The organism is Modestobacter sp. SYSU DS0904, from assembly GCF_054051115.1.
In genome coordinates this window covers 17,700-36,125 of the sequence record NZ_JBJHAQ010000037.1, presented here as the reverse complement: position 1 = coordinate 36,125, position 18,426 = coordinate 17,700, and the positions used below count along the sequence as shown (strand labels likewise).

At 73.6% G+C, this 18,426-nt stretch carries 14 protein-coding genes; 2 read left to right on the top strand and 12 right to left on the bottom strand.

From position 1 onward, the window contains the following. Positions 1-147: 147 nt before the first annotated feature. Positions 148-4,764, top strand: a complete 4,617-nt coding sequence (locus ACI79U_RS18195; protein WP_457071208.1) for an ATP-dependent helicase — start codon at positions 148-150, stop codon at positions 4,762-4,764. A 69-nt stretch (positions 4,765-4,833) separates the two neighbouring features. Here the strand turns inward: ACI79U_RS18195 and ACI79U_RS18190 are convergent, their stop codons facing one another. Then, complete coding sequence (locus ACI79U_RS18190) at positions 4,834-5,484, bottom strand: antibiotic biosynthesis monooxygenase (RefSeq protein WP_457071210.1); 651 nt, start codon at positions 5,482-5,484, stop codon at positions 4,834-4,836. Between the two features lie 170 nt (positions 5,485-5,654). On the opposite strand from ACI79U_RS18190, the gene ACI79U_RS18185 reads away from it, so the two are divergent. Beyond that, a complete protein-coding gene (locus ACI79U_RS18185; RefSeq protein WP_457071212.1) occupies positions 5,655-6,506 on the top strand; it encodes a DNA-formamidopyrimidine glycosylase family protein in 852 nt (283 codons plus the stop codon). A 314-nt stretch (positions 6,507-6,820) separates the two neighbouring features. On the opposite strand, the gene ACI79U_RS18180 is transcribed toward ACI79U_RS18185, so the two are convergent. The 11 genes from ACI79U_RS18180 to pgsA form a co-directional block, all read right to left on the bottom strand. Then, positions 6,821-7,681, bottom strand: coding sequence for a PspA/IM30 family protein (locus ACI79U_RS18180; protein ID WP_457071214.1), 861 nt, complete (start codon positions 7,679-7,681; stop codon positions 6,821-6,823). A 232-nt stretch (positions 7,682-7,913) separates the two neighbouring features. Further along, positions 7,914-9,545, bottom strand: coding sequence for a glucose-6-phosphate isomerase (gene pgi, locus ACI79U_RS18175; protein WP_457071216.1), 1,632 nt, complete (start codon positions 9,543-9,545; stop codon positions 7,914-7,916). A gap of 135 nt (positions 9,546-9,680) precedes the next feature. After that, positions 9,681-10,943 (bottom strand): ABC transporter ATP-binding protein, encoded by a 1,263-nt coding sequence (locus ACI79U_RS18170; protein WP_457071218.1) that lies wholly within the window; start codon positions 10,941-10,943, stop codon positions 9,681-9,683. 62 nt (positions 10,944-11,005) lie between these two features. Continuing rightward, a complete protein-coding gene (locus ACI79U_RS18165; RefSeq protein ID WP_457071220.1) occupies positions 11,006-11,839 on the bottom strand; it encodes a carbohydrate ABC transporter permease in 834 nt (277 codons plus the stop codon). Continuing rightward, entirely contained in the window at positions 11,839-12,801 is a 963-nt protein-coding gene (locus ACI79U_RS18160) for a carbohydrate ABC transporter permease (protein WP_457071222.1), read from the bottom strand. Before ACI79U_RS18160 ends, ACI79U_RS18165 begins: the two co-directional genes overlap by 1 nt. Further along, positions 12,798-14,084 (bottom strand): extracellular solute-binding protein, encoded by a 1,287-nt coding sequence (locus ACI79U_RS18155; RefSeq protein WP_457071224.1) that lies wholly within the window; start codon positions 14,082-14,084, stop codon positions 12,798-12,800. Before ACI79U_RS18155 ends, ACI79U_RS18160 begins: the two co-directional genes overlap by 4 nt. A gap of 151 nt (positions 14,085-14,235) precedes the next feature. Then, on the bottom strand, positions 14,236-15,507 hold the full coding sequence (locus ACI79U_RS18150) for a DUF4032 domain-containing protein (RefSeq protein ID WP_457071226.1): 1,272 nt from the start codon (positions 15,505-15,507) through the stop codon (positions 14,236-14,238). A gap of 138 nt (positions 15,508-15,645) precedes the next feature. Then, positions 15,646-16,446 carry a TetR/AcrR family transcriptional regulator gene (locus ACI79U_RS18145; RefSeq protein ID WP_457071228.1) on the bottom strand — a complete coding sequence of 267 codons (801 nt, stop codon included), beginning with the start codon at positions 16,444-16,446 and terminating at the stop codon, positions 15,646-15,648. A 185-nt stretch (positions 16,447-16,631) separates the two neighbouring features. Beyond that, entirely contained in the window at positions 16,632-17,069 is a 438-nt protein-coding gene (locus tag ACI79U_RS18140) for a helix-turn-helix domain-containing protein (RefSeq protein ID WP_457071230.1), read from the bottom strand. A gap of 109 nt (positions 17,070-17,178) precedes the next feature. Beyond that, positions 17,179-17,754 (bottom strand): CinA family protein, encoded by a 576-nt coding sequence (locus ACI79U_RS18135; RefSeq protein WP_457071232.1) that lies wholly within the window; start codon positions 17,752-17,754, stop codon positions 17,179-17,181. Beyond that, positions 17,751-18,422, bottom strand: coding sequence for a CDP-diacylglycerol--glycerol-3-phosphate 3-phosphatidyltransferase (gene pgsA / locus ACI79U_RS18130; RefSeq protein ID WP_457071234.1), 672 nt, complete (start codon positions 18,420-18,422; stop codon positions 17,751-17,753). Before pgsA ends, ACI79U_RS18135 begins: the two co-directional genes overlap by 4 nt. Between the last annotated feature and the right edge of the window lie 4 nt (positions 18,423-18,426).

The window sequence follows — 18,426 nt, the reverse complement described above, 5'->3', positions numbered from 1 at the left end:
GGCCCCCCCCCCCACGCCCCCGCGGCGCGGACGGGAGCTTCGCCTGCCACTCGCGCCGGCAGCTGATCGAGGTCCGGCGACCGGGCTGACACCCCCCGTCCCGCCGGGAGGAGGGCGAACTGTCGTACCCGCGGGGAGACTGGAGGCGTGTCGGCCCTCGAGCGGTTCTCCCCGCCCACCCAGGCGTGGTTCACCGGCGCGTTCGAGCAGCCCACGGCAGCCCAGGAGGGCGCCTGGACGGCGATCAGCAGCGGCGAGCACGCACTGGTCGTCGCCCCGACCGGGTCGGGCAAGACGCTGGCGGCCTTCCTCTGGTCGCTGGACCGGCTGGCCGCCACGCCCCCGCCGGAGGACCCGCTGGCCCGCTGCCGGGTGCTGTACGTGTCCCCGCTCAAGGCGCTGGCCGTCGACGTCGAGCGCAACCTGCGCGCACCGCTGACCGGGATCGGCCAGGCCGCCGCCCGGCTGGGTCAGGAACGACCGGAGATCAGCGTCGGCATCCGCTCCGGTGACACCCCGGCCGACGAGCGGCGCACCTTCGCCCGCCGTCCGCCGGACATCCTGATCACCACCCCCGAGTCGCTGTTCCTGCTCCTGACCAGCCAGGCGCGGGAGGCGCTGCGCGGTGTCGAGACGGTGATCCTGGACGAGGTGCACGCCGTCTGCGGCAGCAAGCGCGGCGCCCACCTGGCCGTCTCCCTCGACCGGCTCGACGAGCTGCTGGAGCAGCCGGCCCAGCGGATCGGGCTGTCGGCGACGGTGCGGCCGATCGAGGAGGTGTCGACCTTCCTCGCCGGTGGGCGCCCGGTGCAGGTGGTGGCCCCGCCGTCGACCAAGCAGTGGGACCTGTCGGTCGTCGTCCCGGTCGAGGACATGAGCCAGCTGGGGCAGCCCACCGGGGAGCTGGAGGGCTCCGCGGCGGGCAACCAGCCGCGGACGTCGATCTGGCCGGCGGTCGAGGAACGGGTGCTCGACCTGATCGAGACCCACCGCAGCACCATCGTGTTCGCCAACTCGCGCCGGCTGGCCGAGCGGCTGACCAGCCGGCTCAACGAGCTGGCCCACGAGCGGGCGACCGGGGAGCCGCTCCCGCACGGCGCGAACCCGGCCGAGCTGATGGCCCAGGCGGGTTCCGGCGGCGGGCTGCCCCCGGAGGTCAAGCCGGTGGCGTCGGCACACCACGGCTCGGTCTCCCGGGAGCAGCGCGCGGTGGTCGAGGAGGCGCTCAAGTCCGGGCAGCTGCCCGCCGTCGTCGCCACCTCCTCCCTGGAGCTGGGCATCGACATGGGCGCGGTCGACCTGGTCATCCAGGTCGAGTCGCCGCCGAACGTGGCTGCCGGGCTGCAGCGGGTGGGGCGGGCCGGCCACCAGGTCGGTGCGGTCAGCGAGGGCGTGATCTTCCCGAAGTTCCGCGGCGACCTGGTGCAGAGCGCCGTCGTCGCCGAGCGGATGCGGGCCGGCGCCATCGAGTCGACCCGGTACCTGCGCAACCCGCTCGACGTGCTGGCCCAGCAGATCGTCGCGATGGTCTCCGAGCGGCCGCGCACGGTCGACGAGGTCGCCGCCGTGCTGCGCCGCTCGGCCGCGTTCGCCTCGCTGCCCGACTCCGCGCTGCACGCGGTGCTGGACATGCTCGCCGGCCGCTACCCCTCCGACGCCTTCGCCGAGCTGCGCCCGCGGCTGACCTGGGACCGGGTCACCGACACCCTCACCGCCCGCGCCGGCGCCCAGCGGCTGGCGGTCACCAGCGGCGGCACCATCCCCGACCGCGGCCTGTTCGGCGTCTTCCTGGTGTCCGGCGCCGGCGAGGGCGGTGGCCGCCGGGTCGGTGAGCTCGACGAGGAGATGGTCTACGAGTCCCGGGTGGGCGACGTCTTCCTGCTCGGCTCGTCGTCCTGGCGGATCGAGGAGATCACCCACGACCGGGTGCTGGTCAGCCCCGCCCCGGGCCTGCCCGGGAAGATGCCGTTCTGGCACGGCGACACCCTCGGCCGGCCGCTGGAGCTCGGGCGCGCCCTCGGCGCGTTCCTGCGCGAGGTGGGCTCGGCGACCCCGGAGGCCGGCACCGCGCGGGCCCGGGCCGCCGGCCTCGACGAGTGGGGCGCGGCCAACCTCTTCGCCTACCTGGCCGAGCAGAAGCAGGCCACCGGCCACCTGCCCGACGACCGCACCCTGCTGGTCGAGCGGTTCCGCGACGAGCTCGGCGACTGGCGGCTGGTCGTGCACTCCCCCTTCGGGGCGCAGGTCAACGCGCCCTGGGCGCTGGTGCTGGCCGCCCGGCTGCGCGAGCGGTACGGCGTCGACGTCGCGTCGATGCACTCCGACGACGGCATCGTGCTCCGGTTGCCCGACACCACCGGCGAGGCGCCCGAGGCCGACCTGGCCGTGCTCGACCCGGACGACGTCGAACGCGAGGTCACCGGCGAGGTCGGCAACTCCGCGCTGTTCGCCAGCCGGTTCCGCGAGTGCGCCGCCCGGGCGCTGCTGCTCCCCCGCCGCGACCCGCGCCGGCGCACCCCGCTGTGGCAGCAGCGGCAGCGGGCGGCCCAGCTGCTCTCGGTGGCCAGCGAGTTCTCGTCGTTCCCGATCACCCTCGAGGCGGTCCGGGAGGTGCTCCAGGACGTCTACGACGTGCCCGGGCTGGTCGAGCTGATGCGCGACGTGCGCTCCCGCCGGGTGCGGGTCGTCGACGTGCAGACCCAGACCGCCTCGCCCTTCGCCCAGTCGCTGCTGTTCGGCTACGTGGGGCAGTTCATCTACGAGGGCGATGCACCGCTCGCCGAGCGCCGCGCGCAGGCACTCGCCCTGGACACCGGCCTGCTGGCCGAGCTGCTGGGCCGGTCGGAGCTGCGCGAGCTGCTGGACACCGACGCGATGGCCGAGGTCGAGGCCGAGCTGCAGCGGCTGCCGGCCGAGCGGCACCCCCGGGACGTCGACGGCGCCAGCGACCTCCTCCGCGGGCTCGGCGACCTGACCGTCGCCGAGGCCGCGCCCCGCGGGGTGCCGGCCGAGTGGCTCACCGAACTCGTCGCCTCCCGGCGGGCGATCGTCGTGCGCATCGCCGGCGAGGAGCGGCACGTCGCCATCGAGGACGCCGGGCGGCTGCGCGACGCGCTGGGCACCGCCCTGCCGGTCGGGGTGCCCGAGGCGTTCACCGAGCCGGTGGCCGACCCGCTCGGTGACCTCGTCGGTCGCTACGCCCGCACGCACGGGCCGTTCGTGCCGGCCGACGTCGCCACCCGGCTGGGCCTGGGCGTCGCCGTCGTCACCGCGACGCTGCAGCGTCTGGTGGGCACCGGGCGGCTGGTCACCGGCGAGTTCCGGCCCGGCGGCGTCGGCCAGGAGTGGTGCGACGCGGAGGTGCTGCGCTCGATCCGGCGGCGGTCGCTGGCCAAGCTGCGCCAGGAGGTGGAGCCGGTCCCCATCGACACCCTGGCCCGGTTCACGCCCTCCTGGCAGTCGGTGGGCAGCCGGATGCGCGGGGTCGACGGCGTCCTGGCGGTGGTCGAGCAGCTGGCCGGGGCGCTGGTGCCGGCGTCCGCGCTGGAGTCGCTGGTGCTGCCCTCCCGGGTGCGCGACTACTCCCCCGCGATGCTCGACGAGCTGACCAGCGCCGGTGAGGTGCTGTGGGCCGGCGCGGGTGGGCTCTCCGGTGGCGACGGGTGGGTCACCCTGGTGCCGGCCGACCTCGCCCCACTGCTTCTGCCCGAGCCACCCGGCGGCGCGCAGGTCGAGGGCGGGGTGGCCCAGCAGGTGGTCGAGGAGCTCGCCGGCGGGCAGGCGCTGTTCTTCCGGTCGCTGTCGGACCGGGTCGGGTCCACCGACGACCAGGCGTTCTCCGACGTCGTGTGGGACCTCGTGTGGAACGGGGCGCTGACCAACGACACCCTCGCCCCGCTGCGCGCCCGGCTGGCCGGTGGCGGCACCCACCGGCGGGCGCCGGCCGCACCGCGAGCCCGGCTCGACCGCACCCGTCACGGGCGCACCCGGCTGGGCCGCCCCGCGCTGCCCAGCCGCACCGGCCCGCCGGCGATGGCCGGGCGGTGGTCGGCGCTACCGGAGCTGGAGACGAACGCGACCAAGCGGACCACGGCCCGGGCGGAGGCGCTGCTGGAGCGGCACGGGGTGCTCACCCGCGGCGCGGTGCAGGCCGAGCAGGTGACCGGTGGCTTCTCCGCGGTCTACCCGGTGCTGCGGGCGTTCGAGGAGAACGGCCGGGCCCGGCGGGGCTACTTCGTCGAGACGCTCGGCGCCGCGCAGTTCGGCACCTCGGGCTCGGTCGACCGGCTGCGCGGCTTCGCCAGCCCCGACCGCGTCCCGGCCGGGCCGGTGGTGCTGGCCGCGACCGACCCGGCCAACGTCTACGGCGCGGCCCTGCCCTGGCCCGAGCGCCCCGTCGCCTCCGCCGACGGGGCGGCGGTCGACCTCGGCGAAGGCACCGGCACCGGCACCGGCACCGGCACCAGGAAGAGCCCCGGACACCGCGCGGGCCGCAAGGCCGGTGCGCTGGTGGTGCTCGTCGACGGCGAGCTGGTGCTCTACGTAGAACGCGGCGGCAAGACCCTGCTGTCCTGGACCGAGGACGAGACGGTGCTCAAGGAGGCGGCCACCGCGCTGTCCGGTGCCGTCGCCTCCGGGGCGCTGGGCCGGATGACGGTGCAGAAGGCCGATGGCGCGTCGGTGCACGAGGCGACCGCGCTGACCGCGGCGCTGCAGGCGGCCGGTTTCGCCGCCACGCCGCGTGGCCTCCGGCTGCGCGGGTGAGGGGCTGCGCGGGTGAGGCGCTGAACGGCAGGGAGCCGTCCGACGCGAGATCGGTCGGGGCGGGCCGGGTCAGCGGCGGCGGGAGCCCTGCAGCCACGGGCCGAGCCACCGGCTCAGCCGCGGCATGAGCAGGCGCAGCGCCGTCACCACGTAGACCGCCGACAGCAGCAGGCGCAGCGGCCACGGCCACTCACCGACGAACGGCACGGCGAGCAGCTGGAAGCTGGTGGTGAACAGCAGCACCACCGCGACGGTCAGCAGCCAGCTGCGCCACACCGGGCCCGGCTGCGGGGGCACCGCGAAGAACGTCTCGAGCCCGACCGCGCGGGCCACCCGCTCGTCGTCGACCAGCCGGTGCACCCGGTCGAGCGCGGCCCGGCGTTGCGGCGAGCGCTCCCAGGCGGCGAGCGACTCGTCGTCGGCGAACCGGTAGACCAGGTGGTACTCGTCGCTGGCCGGTCCCGGCCGCAACAGCGAGGAACCCAGGTGCCCCGGGAAGGTGGCGACCAGCTCCTGCACGTCGGCCGCCCACCGCTCGAACGCCTCGTGCTGCTCGGGGCGCACCACCCGGGCGACCGTCACGGTGACCGGCTCGTGCGCCGCCCCCCGGGCACTGCTGGTGCCGGTCAGCCGGTCGGGCAGGTGCCGCAGTCGCGAGGTGAGCTCCACGAGGATGCCCAGCGCCGAGGAAGCCCAGGCTCTTCCACGCTGTCGGCCCACTCACAGCAGGGTCACCCCGGCGAGGGAGCCACCGACCCGTCGGCCGGGCACCCGCTCCGGAGGCAGCGGCGGGGCGACCGGCTCCTGCCGGCCAGGACCGGCGCGCGGGGAGGCCCCGGCGGATCCCGCACGGACCGGCGCAGCGCTGCGGCGCAAGGGATCATGGGCGGGTGCCCGAAGGAGACACCGTCTGGCTGGCCAGCCAGCGGATGAACACCGCGCTGGCCGGGGCCACGCTGCGCCGCGGCGAGCTGCGGGTGCCGCAGCTCGCCGCCGTCGACCTCACCGGGGCCACCGTCACCGAGGTCGTGCCGCGCGGGAAGCACATGCTCATCCGCCTCGCCGACGGCCGGACGCTGCGCAGCCACTACCGGATGGACGGCAGCTGGCACGTCCACCGCCCCGGCACGCGGTGGCAGGGCGGCCCCGCGTTCGCCGTCCGGGCGGTGCTGGCCACCGACGAGTGGGAGTGCGTCGGCTACCGGCTGCACGACCTGGCGCTGGTCCCGACCGCGCGGGAGGACGAGCTGGTCGGGCACCTGGGCCCCGACGTCCTCGGTCCCGACTGGGACCTCGACGAGGCGCTGCGCCGCCTGCGCAGCCACCCCGACGAGCAGATCGGCGTCGCCCTGGTCGACCAGCGCAACCTGGCCGGCATCGGCAACCTCTACAAGGTCGAGTCGCTGTTCCTGCTCGGCGTGCACCCCTGGACACGGGTGGCCGACGTCCCGGACCTGGCCGGGCTGGTCACCCGGGCCCGCACGCTGATGCAGGCGAACAAGCACCACCCCGAGCAGAGCACCACCGGCAGCACCCGGCGCGGTGCGGACCACTGGGTGTTCGGGCGCAAGGGCCGGCCGTGCCGGCGCTGCGGCACGACCATCCTGCTCGGTGACCAGGGGCCCGACACCCAGGAGAGGGTGACCTGGTGGTGCCCCCGCTGCCAGGCCCCGCGCAGCGCGATCGACCCGGCCGCCCGCACCGGCGAGCGCGACCACCCGCCGACGCTGGCCGGCCGCTAACTCCTGGGACGCTCCTGGCCGGGACGCCTCCTGCGGGCAGCGCGCCGCCGCCCCAGCCACCGGATCAGTCGGGCGACCGCCAGATCCGGCCCCACGGCGTCGCCCACGCTCGACTGCTCGCCGATGAACTCAGTCCTCAGGTCGCGCCGTCCGGCGTCCCCCCAGGGGCCGCGGTCCAGTGTGCCCATGGTCGCCCCCACGATCCCGGTCACTCGGTCCCGCCCATCCTGCCGCACCGGGACCCGTCCGGGTGCGAACACGACACCGCCCGGTGCCGGACGTCGTCCGGCACCGGGCCGGTGTCGTGCCTGAGGTCAGGCCTGCTCGGGTCGCTCCACCGGCTGCGCGGCCGGCTGCTGCTCGACGTCGGGCACGGCGTCGGTGCCCTGCTCGATGGCCGCGGCCGACTGGCCGCCGGTGACGGCCTGCTGACCGCCGGCGCCCACCGCCTGCTGCCCGCCCATCGAGGCGCGGATCTCGGCGAGCCGGGAGGAGCCGGCGACGTCCAGGGTCGCCTTCTGCACGTCGAGCATCCGCCCCTCGACGGAGTTCTGCGCCAGCTCCGCCTGCCCCAGGGCGTTGGCGTAGCGGCTCTCGATCTTGTCGCGGACCTCGCCCAGGCTGGGGGTGTTGCCCGGCGCGGAGAGCTCGTTGACCTGGCGCAGCGAGTCCGACACCCGCTCCTGCATCTTCGCCTGCTCCAGCTGGGACAGCAGCTTGGTGCGCTCGGCGAGGGTGGTCTGCAGCCGCATCCGGCTCGTCTCCACCGCGCCCTTGGCCTGCTCGGCGGCCTGCAGCGCCTCGTCGTGGCTGCGCTTGAGGTCCTCCATCGCCTGCTCGGCGCTGACCAGCTGGGTGGCGAACGCCTGCGCCGCCTGCTCGTACTCGGCGGCCTTCGCCGTGTCACCGGCAGCGCGGGTCTGGTCGGCCAGGACGAGCGCCTGCCGGGCGGAGGCCTGCATCTGCTCGACCTCGCTCAGCTGCCGGTTCAGCCGCATCTCCAGCTGGCGCTGGTTGCCCAGCACCGCCGCGGCCTGGTTGGCCAGCGCCTGGTGCCGCTGCTGCTCGGACTCGATGGCCTGCGAGATCTGGACCTTGGGGTCCGCACGCTGGTCGATCTGCTGGTTGGCCGACGCCGTCAGGTACTTCCACAGCTTCACGAACGGGTTGGGCATGGCTCCTCCTGTCCGGCGCGCCGGTCCGCCGGGAGGCGGATGGCGCGGCACGGGCGACGTCGTCATCGATCATCGTCCCAGTCGGTCGCGGAGGTCAGCCACCGCAGGCCGTCGGGCGTCGTCCTGGCTCGAGTTGGATCAGGTTCCCTGATCGAGAGCGGTCCCACCGCACCGATGCTGGTGCGGGGGGACCGGCAGTGATCAGGTCACCTGATCACTGCCCCGGGCGGGGTCATCGAACCGGGCGGCCGCGCAGCCTCCGGTAGTGCTCGACCAGCGCCACCGTCGAGTCGTCCTGGTCGATCTCCGGAGCATCCTCGCTGGTCAGCGCGGGGGCGAGCTGGCGGGCCATCACCTTCCCGAGCTCCACGCCCCACTGGTCGAAGGAGTCGATCTGCCAGATGACGCCCTCGGTGAAGACGGTGTGCTCGTAGAAGGCCACCAGCTGGCCGAGCGTCGCAGGGGTCAGCTTCGGCGCCAGGATCGTCGTCGACGGCCGGTTGCCCGGCATCACCTTGTGCGGGACGACGTCGGCGGCGGTGCCGTCGGCGGCGACCTCCTCCGCGGTGCGGCCGAAGGCGAGCACGGCGCTCTGCGCGAACATGTTCGCCATCAGCAGGTCGTGCATGTCCTCGATGTCGTGGTTGGGCTCGCCGAACCCGATGAAGTCCGCGGGGATCAGCGACGTGCCCTGGTGCAGCAGCTGGTGGAAGGCGTGCTGGCCGTTGGTGCCCGGCTCGCCCCAGTAGACCTCGCCGGTGGCGGTGGTGACCGGTTCGCCGTCCCACCGCACCGACTTGCCGTTGCTCTCCATGGTCAGCTGCTGCAGGTAGGCCGGCAGCCGGGACAGGTACTGGCTGTAGGGCAGCACGGCGTGGGTCTGGGCGCCGAAGAAGTTCGTGTACCAGACGTTGAGCAGGCCCTGCAGCACCGGCAGGTTCTCCGCCAGCGGCGTACGGCGGAAGTGCTCGTCGACGGCGTGGAAGCCGGCGAGCATCTCGTCGTAGGCGTCCGGCCCGATCGCGACCATCAGCGACAGGCCGACGGCGGAGGTGAAGGAGTACCGCCCGCCCACCCAGTCCCAGAACCCGAACATGTTGTCGGTGTCGATGCCGAACTCGGCGACGGCGTCGGCGTTGGTGGAGACGGCGACGAAGTGCCGTGCCACCGCGGACTCGTCGGCACCGGAGGCGAGCAGCCAGGCCCGGGCGACCTTCGCGTTGGTCAGCGTCTCCAGGGTGGTGAAGGTCTTGGAGCAGACCACGAACAGCGTGGTCGCCGGGTCCAGGTCGTGGGTCTTCTCGGCGAAGTCGGTCGGGTCGATGTTGGACACGAACCGGGCGGTGAGGCCGCGGTCGCTGTAGTCCTGCAGCGCCGTGTAGGCCATCGCCGGGCCGAGGTCGGAGCCACCGATGCCGATGTTGACCACCGCGCGGATCCGCTCGCCGGTGTGCCCGGTCCACTCCCCCGACCGCACCCGGTCGGCGAAGCCGCGCATCTTCGCCAGCACCTGGTGCACGTCGGCGGTCACGTCCTGGCCGTCGACCACCAGCTCCTGGTCGGCCGGCGCGCGCAGCGCCACGTGCAGGACGGCGCGGTCCTCGGTGGCGTTGATGTGCTCGCCGCGGAACATCGCCTCGATGCGCTCGGGCAGCCCGGCCCGCTCGGCCAGTGCGACCAGCAACCGCACCGTCTCCTCGGTGACCCGGTGCTTGGACCAGTCGACGTGCAGGTCGCCGGCCGTGCCGGTGAGGCGGTGGCCCCGACCGGGGTCGTCGGCGAACAACTGCCGCAGGGTCGTGCCCTCGATGGTGCCGTGGTGGGCGGCGAGCGCACCCCACTCGTCGGTCGCGGTGATGTCCAAAGCTGCCTCCTGGGTCGACCGAGGTCCGTCAGGACACCGGTGCACACCACCGGGCCCGGACAAACGCTGCGGGGGCAGCATGCCGCACCCGGGCAACCGGTCCCCACCCGGGGAACCGGCTGCCCGGGTGCGGCGTCAGGCGGCTCCGGCGCTGCGCTCGCTGATCGATCCCTGGGCGTCGGCGACCTGCTCCTCGCGGTCCTGGGCGGCCAGCCGGGTCAGCTCGGCGCCGGCCTCGGCGTCCCGGGTGAGGTTGTCCCCCGACACCGGGTCGAAGACGTGCACCTTGCGGCTGTCCAGCCAGAACTCGGCGTCGCGCCCCTCCCGGATCCGGCTGGTCGCGTCGATGGAGACGATCGCCTGGGTGCGCAGCTCCTCGGCGTCCAGCTCCCGGGAGAGGTCGCGCAGCTGGGCGCGGATCTCCTCGGGCGCCTCGTAGGGGATGTAGGCGAACTGCGAGTCGCCCAGCCACTCGGTGACGTCGACCCGGGCGCTGAAGACCGAGCCCAGCGGCCGCTTGGCCTCGTCGACCAGCGACGCGTCCTCGAAGTACTCCGGCCGGATGCCCACCAGCAGGACGTCGCGCCCGGCCACGGCGGCGGCGCGACGCTCGTCGAGCTCGATGTTCCCGAACGGCGTCGTCAGCGTCCGGCCCTGCAGCCGGGCGGGCAGGAAGTTCATCGGCGGGGAACCGATGAACCCGGCGACGAAGAGGTTGATCGGCTGCTCGTAGAGCTCCCGCGGGGACGCGACCTGCTGGATCTTGCCCTTGCGCAGGACGCACACCCGGTCGCCCAGGGTCATCGCCTCGGTCTGGTCGTGGGTGACGTAGACCGTGGTGATGCCCAGCCGGCGCTGCAGCCGGCTGATCTCGGTGCGCATCTGGCCACGGAGCTTGGCGTCGAGGTTGGACAGCGGCTCGTCGAAGAGGAACGCCTCCGCCTGGCGCACGATCGCCCGGCCCATCGCCACCCGCTGGCGCTGACCACCGGAGAGGTTGGCGGGCTTGCGCTCCAGGTGCTCGTGCAGCTCCAGGACGTCGGCGGCCTCGTTGACCCGGCGCTGCACCTCGGCGTCGTCGACCTTCGACAGCCGCAGCGGGAACGCGATGTTCTCGAAGACCGTGAGGTGCGGGTAGAGGGCGTAGTTCTGGAAGACCATGGACAGGTTGCGCTCGCGCGGCGCCAGGTCGTTGACCCGCTTGCCGCCGATGACCATGTCGCCGCTGGTGATGTCCTCCAGCCCGACGATCATCCGCAGCAGCGTCGACTTCCCGCAGCCGGAGGGCCCGACCAGGATCATGAACTCACCGTCGGCGATGTCCAGGCTGACGTCGTTCACCGCCGGGAAACCGTCGCCGTACTTCTTGACGATCTGGTTCATCTCGATGGAGGCCATCGGTATCCGTCCCCTTCTGGGCGTACGTGCAGTTCGGTGGGTGGGCGCGCTGGTCGGCGGGATCAGCCCTTGACGGCGCCGTTGGTGAGCCCGGCGACGATGCGCCGCTGGAACAGCAGCACCAGGACGACGACCGGGATGGTGACGATCACCGCCGCGGCGGCGATCGCGCCGGTCGGGTCCTCGAACTGCGAGGCACCGGAGAACAGGCCCAGCGCCGCCGGCACCGGCCGGGCGGCCTCGGTGGAGGTCAGCGAGATGCCGTAGATGAAGTCGTTCCAGGCGATGAAGAAGGCGATGATCGCCGTGGTGAAGACCCCGGGTGCGGCCAGCGGGACGATCACCTTGCGGAACGCCTGCCAGGTCGTCGCGCCGTCGACCTGGGCGGCCTGCTCCATCTCCCAGGGGATCTCCCGGAAGAACGCCGACATGGTCCAGATGGAGATCGGCAGGGTCAGCGACAGGTACGGGATGATCAGCCCCGGCCAGGTGTCGTAGAGGCCGATGTTCCGCCACAGGTTGAACAGCGGCGTGACGATGGAGATGACCGGGAAGATCGCCACCGCCAGCGCCGTGCCGAGGATGAACTTCTTGCCCGGGAAGTCCAGCCGGGCGATCGCGTAGGCGGCGAACATCGACAGGATGCAGGAGATGAACGTCGCGATCAGGCAGATGCCGAACGAGTTGCGCAGCGCCGGGAGGAACAGGTCGCTCGCCCCGCCGGTGAGGATCAGCGAGTAGTTCTCCGCCGTCGGGCTGCTGGGCAGGAACGACCCGTTGGCCAGATCACTGGGCGCCTTGAACGACAGCGACACGATCCAGGCGATCGGGGCCAGGCAGTACAGGACGATGGCGACGCCGGCGACGATCCACCAGGTGCGTTCCTTCGTGGACATCAGCTGTCCCCCCTCGTCTGCGACAGGTCGACCTTGAACCCCTTGATGAAGCTGAACGCGATGAACACCACCGCGAGGAACAGCAGCACCGAGACCGCCGACCCGAGGCCGATCTCCAGCCGCGAGATGGTCTGCCGGTAGGCCAGGAACGACACCGACTCGGTGGCGTTCGCGCCGCCGGTCATGATGAAGATGCTGTCGAAGACCCGGAACGCGTCCAGGGTGCGGAACAGCAGCGCAACCATGATCGCGGCCTTCATGTTGGGCAGGGTGACCTTGCGCATCCGCTGCCACCAGCTCGCCCCGTCGACCTTGGCCGCCTCCTGGAGCACCTCGGGCACCTGGGCCAGGCCGGCCAGCAGCAGGAGCGAGATGAACGGCGTGGTCTTCCAGATCTCGGCCAGGCAGATGACGAACAGCGAGCTCCAGGTGCCGCCGAACCAGTCGGTGTCGCCACCGATCCCGGGGATCCAGCTGAACCAGCTGTTGACGAACCCGGTCTGGATGTCGAAGGCGAACTGCCAGGCGAACGCCGAGACGACGGTGATCACCGCGTACGGGATGAGGATCGCCGCCCGGAGCACCGGACGGATGGTGCTCAGCGCCTTGGCCATCACCAGCGCCAGGGCGAACCCGAGCACCAGCTCGACGGCGACGGTGACCACCGTGATGAACAGGGTGACCAGGATGGCCCGCCACCACAGCCAGTCGCTGAGGATGACGGCGTAGTTGGAGAACCCGGTGAACGACCGGTTGTCCGGGTCGGTGAGCCGGAAGTCGAACAGCGAGTCGTAGAAGGCCTGCGCGATCGGGTAGGCGGTGACCAGCAGCATGACCACCAGCGCCGGCCCGGCCAGCATCCAGCCCAACCGCCGCTCGCTGCGGGTGCGGTCGCTCGTCTTCCCCTCCGGCGCGGAGACCGGGGCGGTCTTCTTCGCCGGGGGGAGCGTCGTGGTGCTCACAGCAGCTCCTCCTTCCGCAGGACCGCGTTGATCAGCTCGGTGGCCGCCTCCGGGGTCTCCTGGGGGTCGACCTCCGACGGCGGGTGGTAGACGCGCTGGATCCCGCCGGAGACCTCGCTGTAGTACGGCGTCTGCGGCCGCGGCGCCGCCTGCTCCAGCGAGTCGCGGATGGTGGGCGCCATCGGGAACTCCTCCAGCACCGCCGGGTCGTCGTAGACGGCCGTGTCCGATGCCGGGTTGCCGTTGGTGACGAAGTAGTACGCCTGGTTCTCCGTCGAGGTGATGCACTCGGTGGCCTCGTAGGCCAGCTCCGGGTTCTCGCTGAAGGCGCCGACCCCGAGGTTGATGCCGCCGTACGGCGGGGCACTCGGGGTGTCCTCGTCGACCCGCGGGTAGAGCGTCCAGCCGTAGTCCTCGGGCACCGAGGGGTCCATCGTCCCGGACTCGACGGCGCCCAGCGCCCGCGGCCACAGGAACGGGTAGTTCACGTTGAACCCGCCCTCGGGCCCCTCGAAGGCGGTGGCGGTGGAGTCCTCGTTGGCCGTCGACAGCGCCGGCCCCGTCGTCCCGCTGGTGGCGATCATCTGCATCACCTCGGTGGCCCGGACCCCGGCCTCGGAGTCCAGGCCGAGCACGATCTCCGACGGGTCGGTGGAGTTCTCCGCGATGATCGAGCCGCCCGCGGACTCGATGAGGGCGTTGAACCAGACGGTGAGCGCCTCCGCCCGGATGCCCTGGACGCCCACCTGGACGCCCTGCTCCTGCGCGGCGGTGACGATCTGCTCCCAGGTGACCGGTTGGCTCATGTCCAGCCCGGCGGCCTCGGCGACCGACTCCCGGTACCAGAGGATCTGGGTGTTCGCCCAGAACGGGACGGCGACCAGTTCGTCGTTCCAGGTGGAGCCCTCGACGGCGCTGTCCACCACGTCCTCGGTGACCCGCCCGGCGACGTCCTCGGGGACCGGTGCGAGGAAACCCGCCTCGGCGAACTCGGGGATGAACGGTGGGTCGAGGCTCATGATGTCGATGGAGGAGTCGTTGGCCGCCAGCCGCCGGATCAGCTGCTCCCGCTGCTGGGAGGCCTCCCGCGGCAGCTGCGCGGTCTCGATCCGGTAGCGGCCCCCGGCCGCCTCGGTGCACCGGGCCGCGATCTCCGCCTGACCCCCGGAGTCCGGGTTGGTGTACCAGGTCAGCGTGCTCTCGCCGCCCCCACCGCCGCCGCAGGCGACCAGTCCCGAGCCCAGCACCACCGCCGCCGCGGCGCCGCCCAGCCCGCGCTTCACCCGCCCACGGTGCGCCGCCCGTCCCGGCCCCGCCCGCTCTCCGTCGACCCCGACCCTGCGAACGTCGCGCACCGTCCACCGCCTCCGTTGACGCCGGGGCGATCCGATGATCGCCGTGGATCTCGGAGGGTGGCCCAGGTCACAGAGGCTGTCAAACGGACGGAGATCCCCCGGTGACCATCTCGGTCCCGACGGCGGAACGGTGCGCCATGACCGACGGCGTGGTGAGCACCGCCGGCAGCCGGGGCAGCTCGTGCTGGACGTAGGAGCGCACCGCCGTCCAGGTGCCGACGTCGAACCCGGCCTGCTCGGACAGGAACCAGCGGTGCTCCAGCACCTCGTGGAACACCTCCGCCGGTGCCAGCCGGCCGGTCAGCTCCTCGGGGATCGCGTCGACCACCGGCTGGTAGACCTCCGCCAGCCAGCGGTGGCCGGCGACGGTCTCCGGCACCGGGCCGCCGGCCCGCTGCTCGAGGTACGCGCGGTAGGAGCGGACGTCGTTGAGCAGGCGCCGGGCCTGGTTCTCCTGCACCTCCAGGCCGGTCAGCCGGACCATCTCGCGACGGTTCTCCCCCGGCTCGGCGACCCGGGTCTCCACCCGCAGCCGGGCACCCTCCGCGGAGGTCACCAGCTCGATCTCACCGACGTCGAAGCCGAGGTCGTTGAGCCGGGCCAGCCGCTCGGCGACCCGGATGGCGGACTCGTCGAGCCGGAAGACCTCCTCCCGGGTCACCTCGTCCCACAGCGCCTCGTACCGGCCCGGCAGGCTGTTGGCGACCTCGAGCGGGTCGATCTCCTCGGGCAGCAGCTCCCCGGCCTGCAGGTCCATCAGCTCCGCACCGACCCGCTCCCGGGCCAGCTCGACGTCGTAGGTCCGCAGGCCCCGGGACAGCTGGGGGTGCCGCTCGGCGGTCTCGGCGTCGACCAGGTAGGCGGTGTACGCGCCGGCGTCCAGGCGGAACAGGGTGTTCGACAGCGAGCAGTCACCCCAGTAGACGCCGGCCAGGTGCAGGCGGACCAGCAGCTGCACCAGGGTGTCCAGCAGCCGCCCCGCCGAGTCCGCCGCGCGTGGACCGGAGAACAGGTAGCGGTAGGACATCGAGTACTCGAGGTACCGGGTGACCAGCACCGCCTCCTGGTCGTCCGGCCGGTCGACGCAGATCCCGAGCACCGAGACCGAGGGCAGGCCCTCGTTCTCGAACTCGGTCAGCAGCGCGTACTCGTGGCGGGCCAGCGGCTCGGCGATCTCCTTCAGCGCGTACACCCGCCCCTCGGCCACGGTGAAGCGCACCACGTGCCGGGAGATGCCCCGCTGCGGCACCTCGAGCAGCAGGCTCTCGTCCCACTCCGCCAGCGGCTGGTCCCAGGGCAGGGTCAGCAGCCCGGCAGCCTCGGTGGCCGGTGGGCGGAAGAGGTACCGCATCAGGTGCTCCAGGGGGTGTGCGGACGGCGGAACGGCCGGTGCCGGGCGGGACGCCGTCGTCCTGGCGTCACCATCCCACGCCGGCGCGCACCGAGCGGCCCACCCGGGCGGGGGCGACGGGGCGGGCGGAGTGGCGGGTCAGCCCAGGATCTGCCCGGTGACGACCGCGGCCTGCGCGGCCCGCTCGGCCGGCGTCCCCGGCTGCAGCACCAGGCCGAGCAGCCACCGGCAGACCAGCTCGGCCTCCGGCCGGGAGATCCGCAGCGCCGAGGCGAGGGTGAGCACCACGTCGGCCCAGCGAGCGGCGTCCAGCGCCATCATCTGCACCAGCGTCTCGGGCTCGGTCTCCGCCAGCCGGCGCAGCACGGGGTGCGCACCGACCTCCTCGGCCAGCGCCGGGACGGCGACGGTGAGGGGCAGCTCCCCGGCCAGCGCGGCCAGCCGGTCGAGCTCGAAGGCGATCAGCGCCTGGGCGACGTCGTCCTTGGTGCGGAAGTGGTTGTACAGCGTCGCCTTGGCCACGCCGGCGGCCGCCGCGACGTGCTGCATGGTGGCCTTGCGCACCCCGCGCTCGGCGAAGGCGGTCCGGGCGCCGTTGAGCAGGCCCCGGCGGGTGCGGCTCATCGCGGAGCCGGTGCGGATCGGCGCGCGGCGCGGGTCGCGGACGGCGGCCGGCGCCGTCGGGCGGGGCGCCGGGACGGCGACGGCGAGCGAGGGCACCGGCGCGGTCAGGTGGTGCCCGGGGACGGGCGGCTGGATCCGGCCCGCACCGACCGGGACCGGGGTGGTCAGGTGCTGCCCGCCGGAGACGGCCGCCTCGGCTGCCGCGGCCTCGGCAGCGTCGGCCTCCAGCACGGTGGCCGCGCCGCCGCGACCGGCGGTGGGCGCCGGTGGCGCGGCGGACGGCGACTGCGGAGAACGGGATCCCGGGGAAGACATGGACACTTTGTGCCCTCCCAGTCGCACTGGGTCAAGGATGTGGACGTCGAGCGGTGTTCGTGTCGCACCGCCCGACGGCCGGTGGCGCCTGCTGGACGGTCCGGGCCACGCTGGTCCAGGGCACGACGGCCGCGCTGCAGGGACCCTCGCTGAGCTGGCGAAGCGTGGGGGCAGCGGGTCCTTCCTCAGGCGGCGAGGGAGACCGCGTCGGAGGCCCGGGCGGCGCGGGCCGGACCACCGCCCACCAGGGCGAGGGCGGGCTCGGCGACCGGGGCCTCGGCAGCGGTCACCGCCTGCTCGGTCGGCTGCGCGGCCTCGTCCCCGGCGGCCTCCTCGGCGCCGGCCCCGGGGACCGGGAGGGCCACCGGACGGACCGTGCGCCGGCCGGGCTCGGCCAGTCGCATCTCCAGGCTCACCTCGGCGAGCAGGTCGGCCAGCTCGACGTCCAGGGCATCGCAGATGGAGGCCAGCAGCTCCGAGGAGGCCTCCTTCTGCCCGCGCTCGACCTCCGAGAGGTACCCCAGGCTCACCCGGGCAGCGCCGGACACGTCGCGCAGCGTGCGCCGCTGCCGCATGCGGTGTCCCCGCAGGGTGGTGCCGAGCTGGGTGCGCAGCAGCGTCATGGCCGTCTCCTGTCCACTCATCTCGAGCAGTCGCAACGAGCAGCTGCGGCGTCGACCGGCCGGGGCCGGGGGGACGCCGTGCGCCCACGGTACGCGGACCGGCCCGTCCTCACGCGCCCGGCCGGGCCTCGTCCGCTCCTGGCGTAACGCCCCGACCACGGTCCGGCTTCCCGGGGGTCAGGCGGGCCAGCAGCCACTGCATCGCCGCCTCGACGGCGCCCGCCCGCACCGCCGCCCGGTCGCCCGGCAGGTCGAGCTGGTGCACCTCGGTCCGCTCGCCGTCGCTGATCCCCAGGTAGACCCGGCCGGGGCCCTGGCCGTCGACCGGGTCGGGGCCGGCCACGCCGGTCAGCCCCACGCCCCAGGTGGCCGTGCAGCGCTCCCGGATGCCCTCGGCGAGTGCGGCCGCGGTGGGCTCGCTGACCGGGCCGGCGGCGGCCAGCAGGTCGGCGGGCACTCCGGCCAGCGTCGTCTTCAGGTCGGTGGCGTAGACGACGGCGCCGCCGCGCAGCGTGCTGCTCGCCCCCGGGACGCCGGCGAGGGTGGCGCAGAACAGCCCGGCGGTCAGCGACTCGGCGGCCGCGACGGTCTCACCGCGGGCCAGCAGGGCGGCGTGCAGCCGGGCGGCCTCCGGTCGGGAGGCCTCCGGTCGGGAGGCCTCGTCGGCGGCGGGCCGACCGGTCACGCCGCGGTGTCCCGGCGACCGGGGTCGCCGCCGGTGCGCCGATCGGCCGCCTCGCGCATCGCCCGGGCACTGGTGCGGCGCAGGGTCAGCGCCCGGTAGACGTAGTCGATCCCGGTGATCACGGTGAGCACCAGCGCCGCCGCCATCACCCACCAGCGGGCCGACGCCAGCACCCCGGACAGCGGCAGCATGTACAGCCCGATCGCCAGCGACTGCAGCACCGTCTTGGCCTTGCCGCCACGGCTGGCCGCCATGACCCCGTGCCGGATGACCCAGAAGCGCAGCACGGTGACCCCGAGCTCGCGGAACAGGATCACCACCGTCACCCACCAGGGCAGCAACCCCAGGATGGACAGCCCCAGCAGGGCCGTGCCGGTCAGCGCCTTGTCCGCGATCGGGTCGGCGAGCTTGCCGAACTCGGTGACCTGGTTGGTGCGGCGGGCGATCATGCCGTCGTACCAGTCGGTGATGATCGCCAGCACGAAGAAGACCGTGGCCCAGATCCGGCGGTCGTCGTCCATGCCGCCGTCGGTGAGCAGCAGCAGGGCCAGCAGCGGCACCATGAGCAGCCGCAGCACGGTCAGCGCGTTGGGCAGGTTCACCAGCCGCGTGGACTGCGGCGGTGTGGCGGCCGGGTCGGCCGCCCCCTCGGGCACCGCCGCGCTCACGAGC

What these genes read in the sequence shown, in the direction of transcription:
- ACI79U_RS18180 (WP_457071214.1), bottom strand. Translation starts at nt 7,681, where the DNA reads ATGCCCAACCCGTTCGTGAAGCTGTGGAAGTACCTGACGGCGTCGGCC.
- ACI79U_RS18170 (WP_457071218.1), bottom strand. Translation starts at nt 10,943, where the DNA reads ATGGCCTCCATCGAGATGAACCAGATCGTCAAGAAGTACGGCGACGGT.
- ACI79U_RS18165 (WP_457071220.1), bottom strand. Translation starts at nt 11,839, where the DNA reads ATGTCCACGAAGGAACGCACCTGGTGGATCGTCGCCGGCGTCGCCATC.
- ACI79U_RS18150 (WP_457071226.1), bottom strand. Translation starts at nt 15,507, where the DNA reads ATGCGGTACCTCTTCCGCCCACCGGCCACCGAGGCTGCCGGGCTGCTG.
- ACI79U_RS18145 (WP_457071228.1), bottom strand. Translation starts at nt 16,446, where the DNA reads ATGTCTTCCCCGGGATCCCGTTCTCCGCAGTCGCCGTCCGCCGCGCCA.
- ACI79U_RS18140 (WP_457071230.1), bottom strand. Translation starts at nt 17,069, where the DNA reads ATGACGCTGCTGCGCACCCAGCTCGGCACCACCCTGCGGGGACACCGC.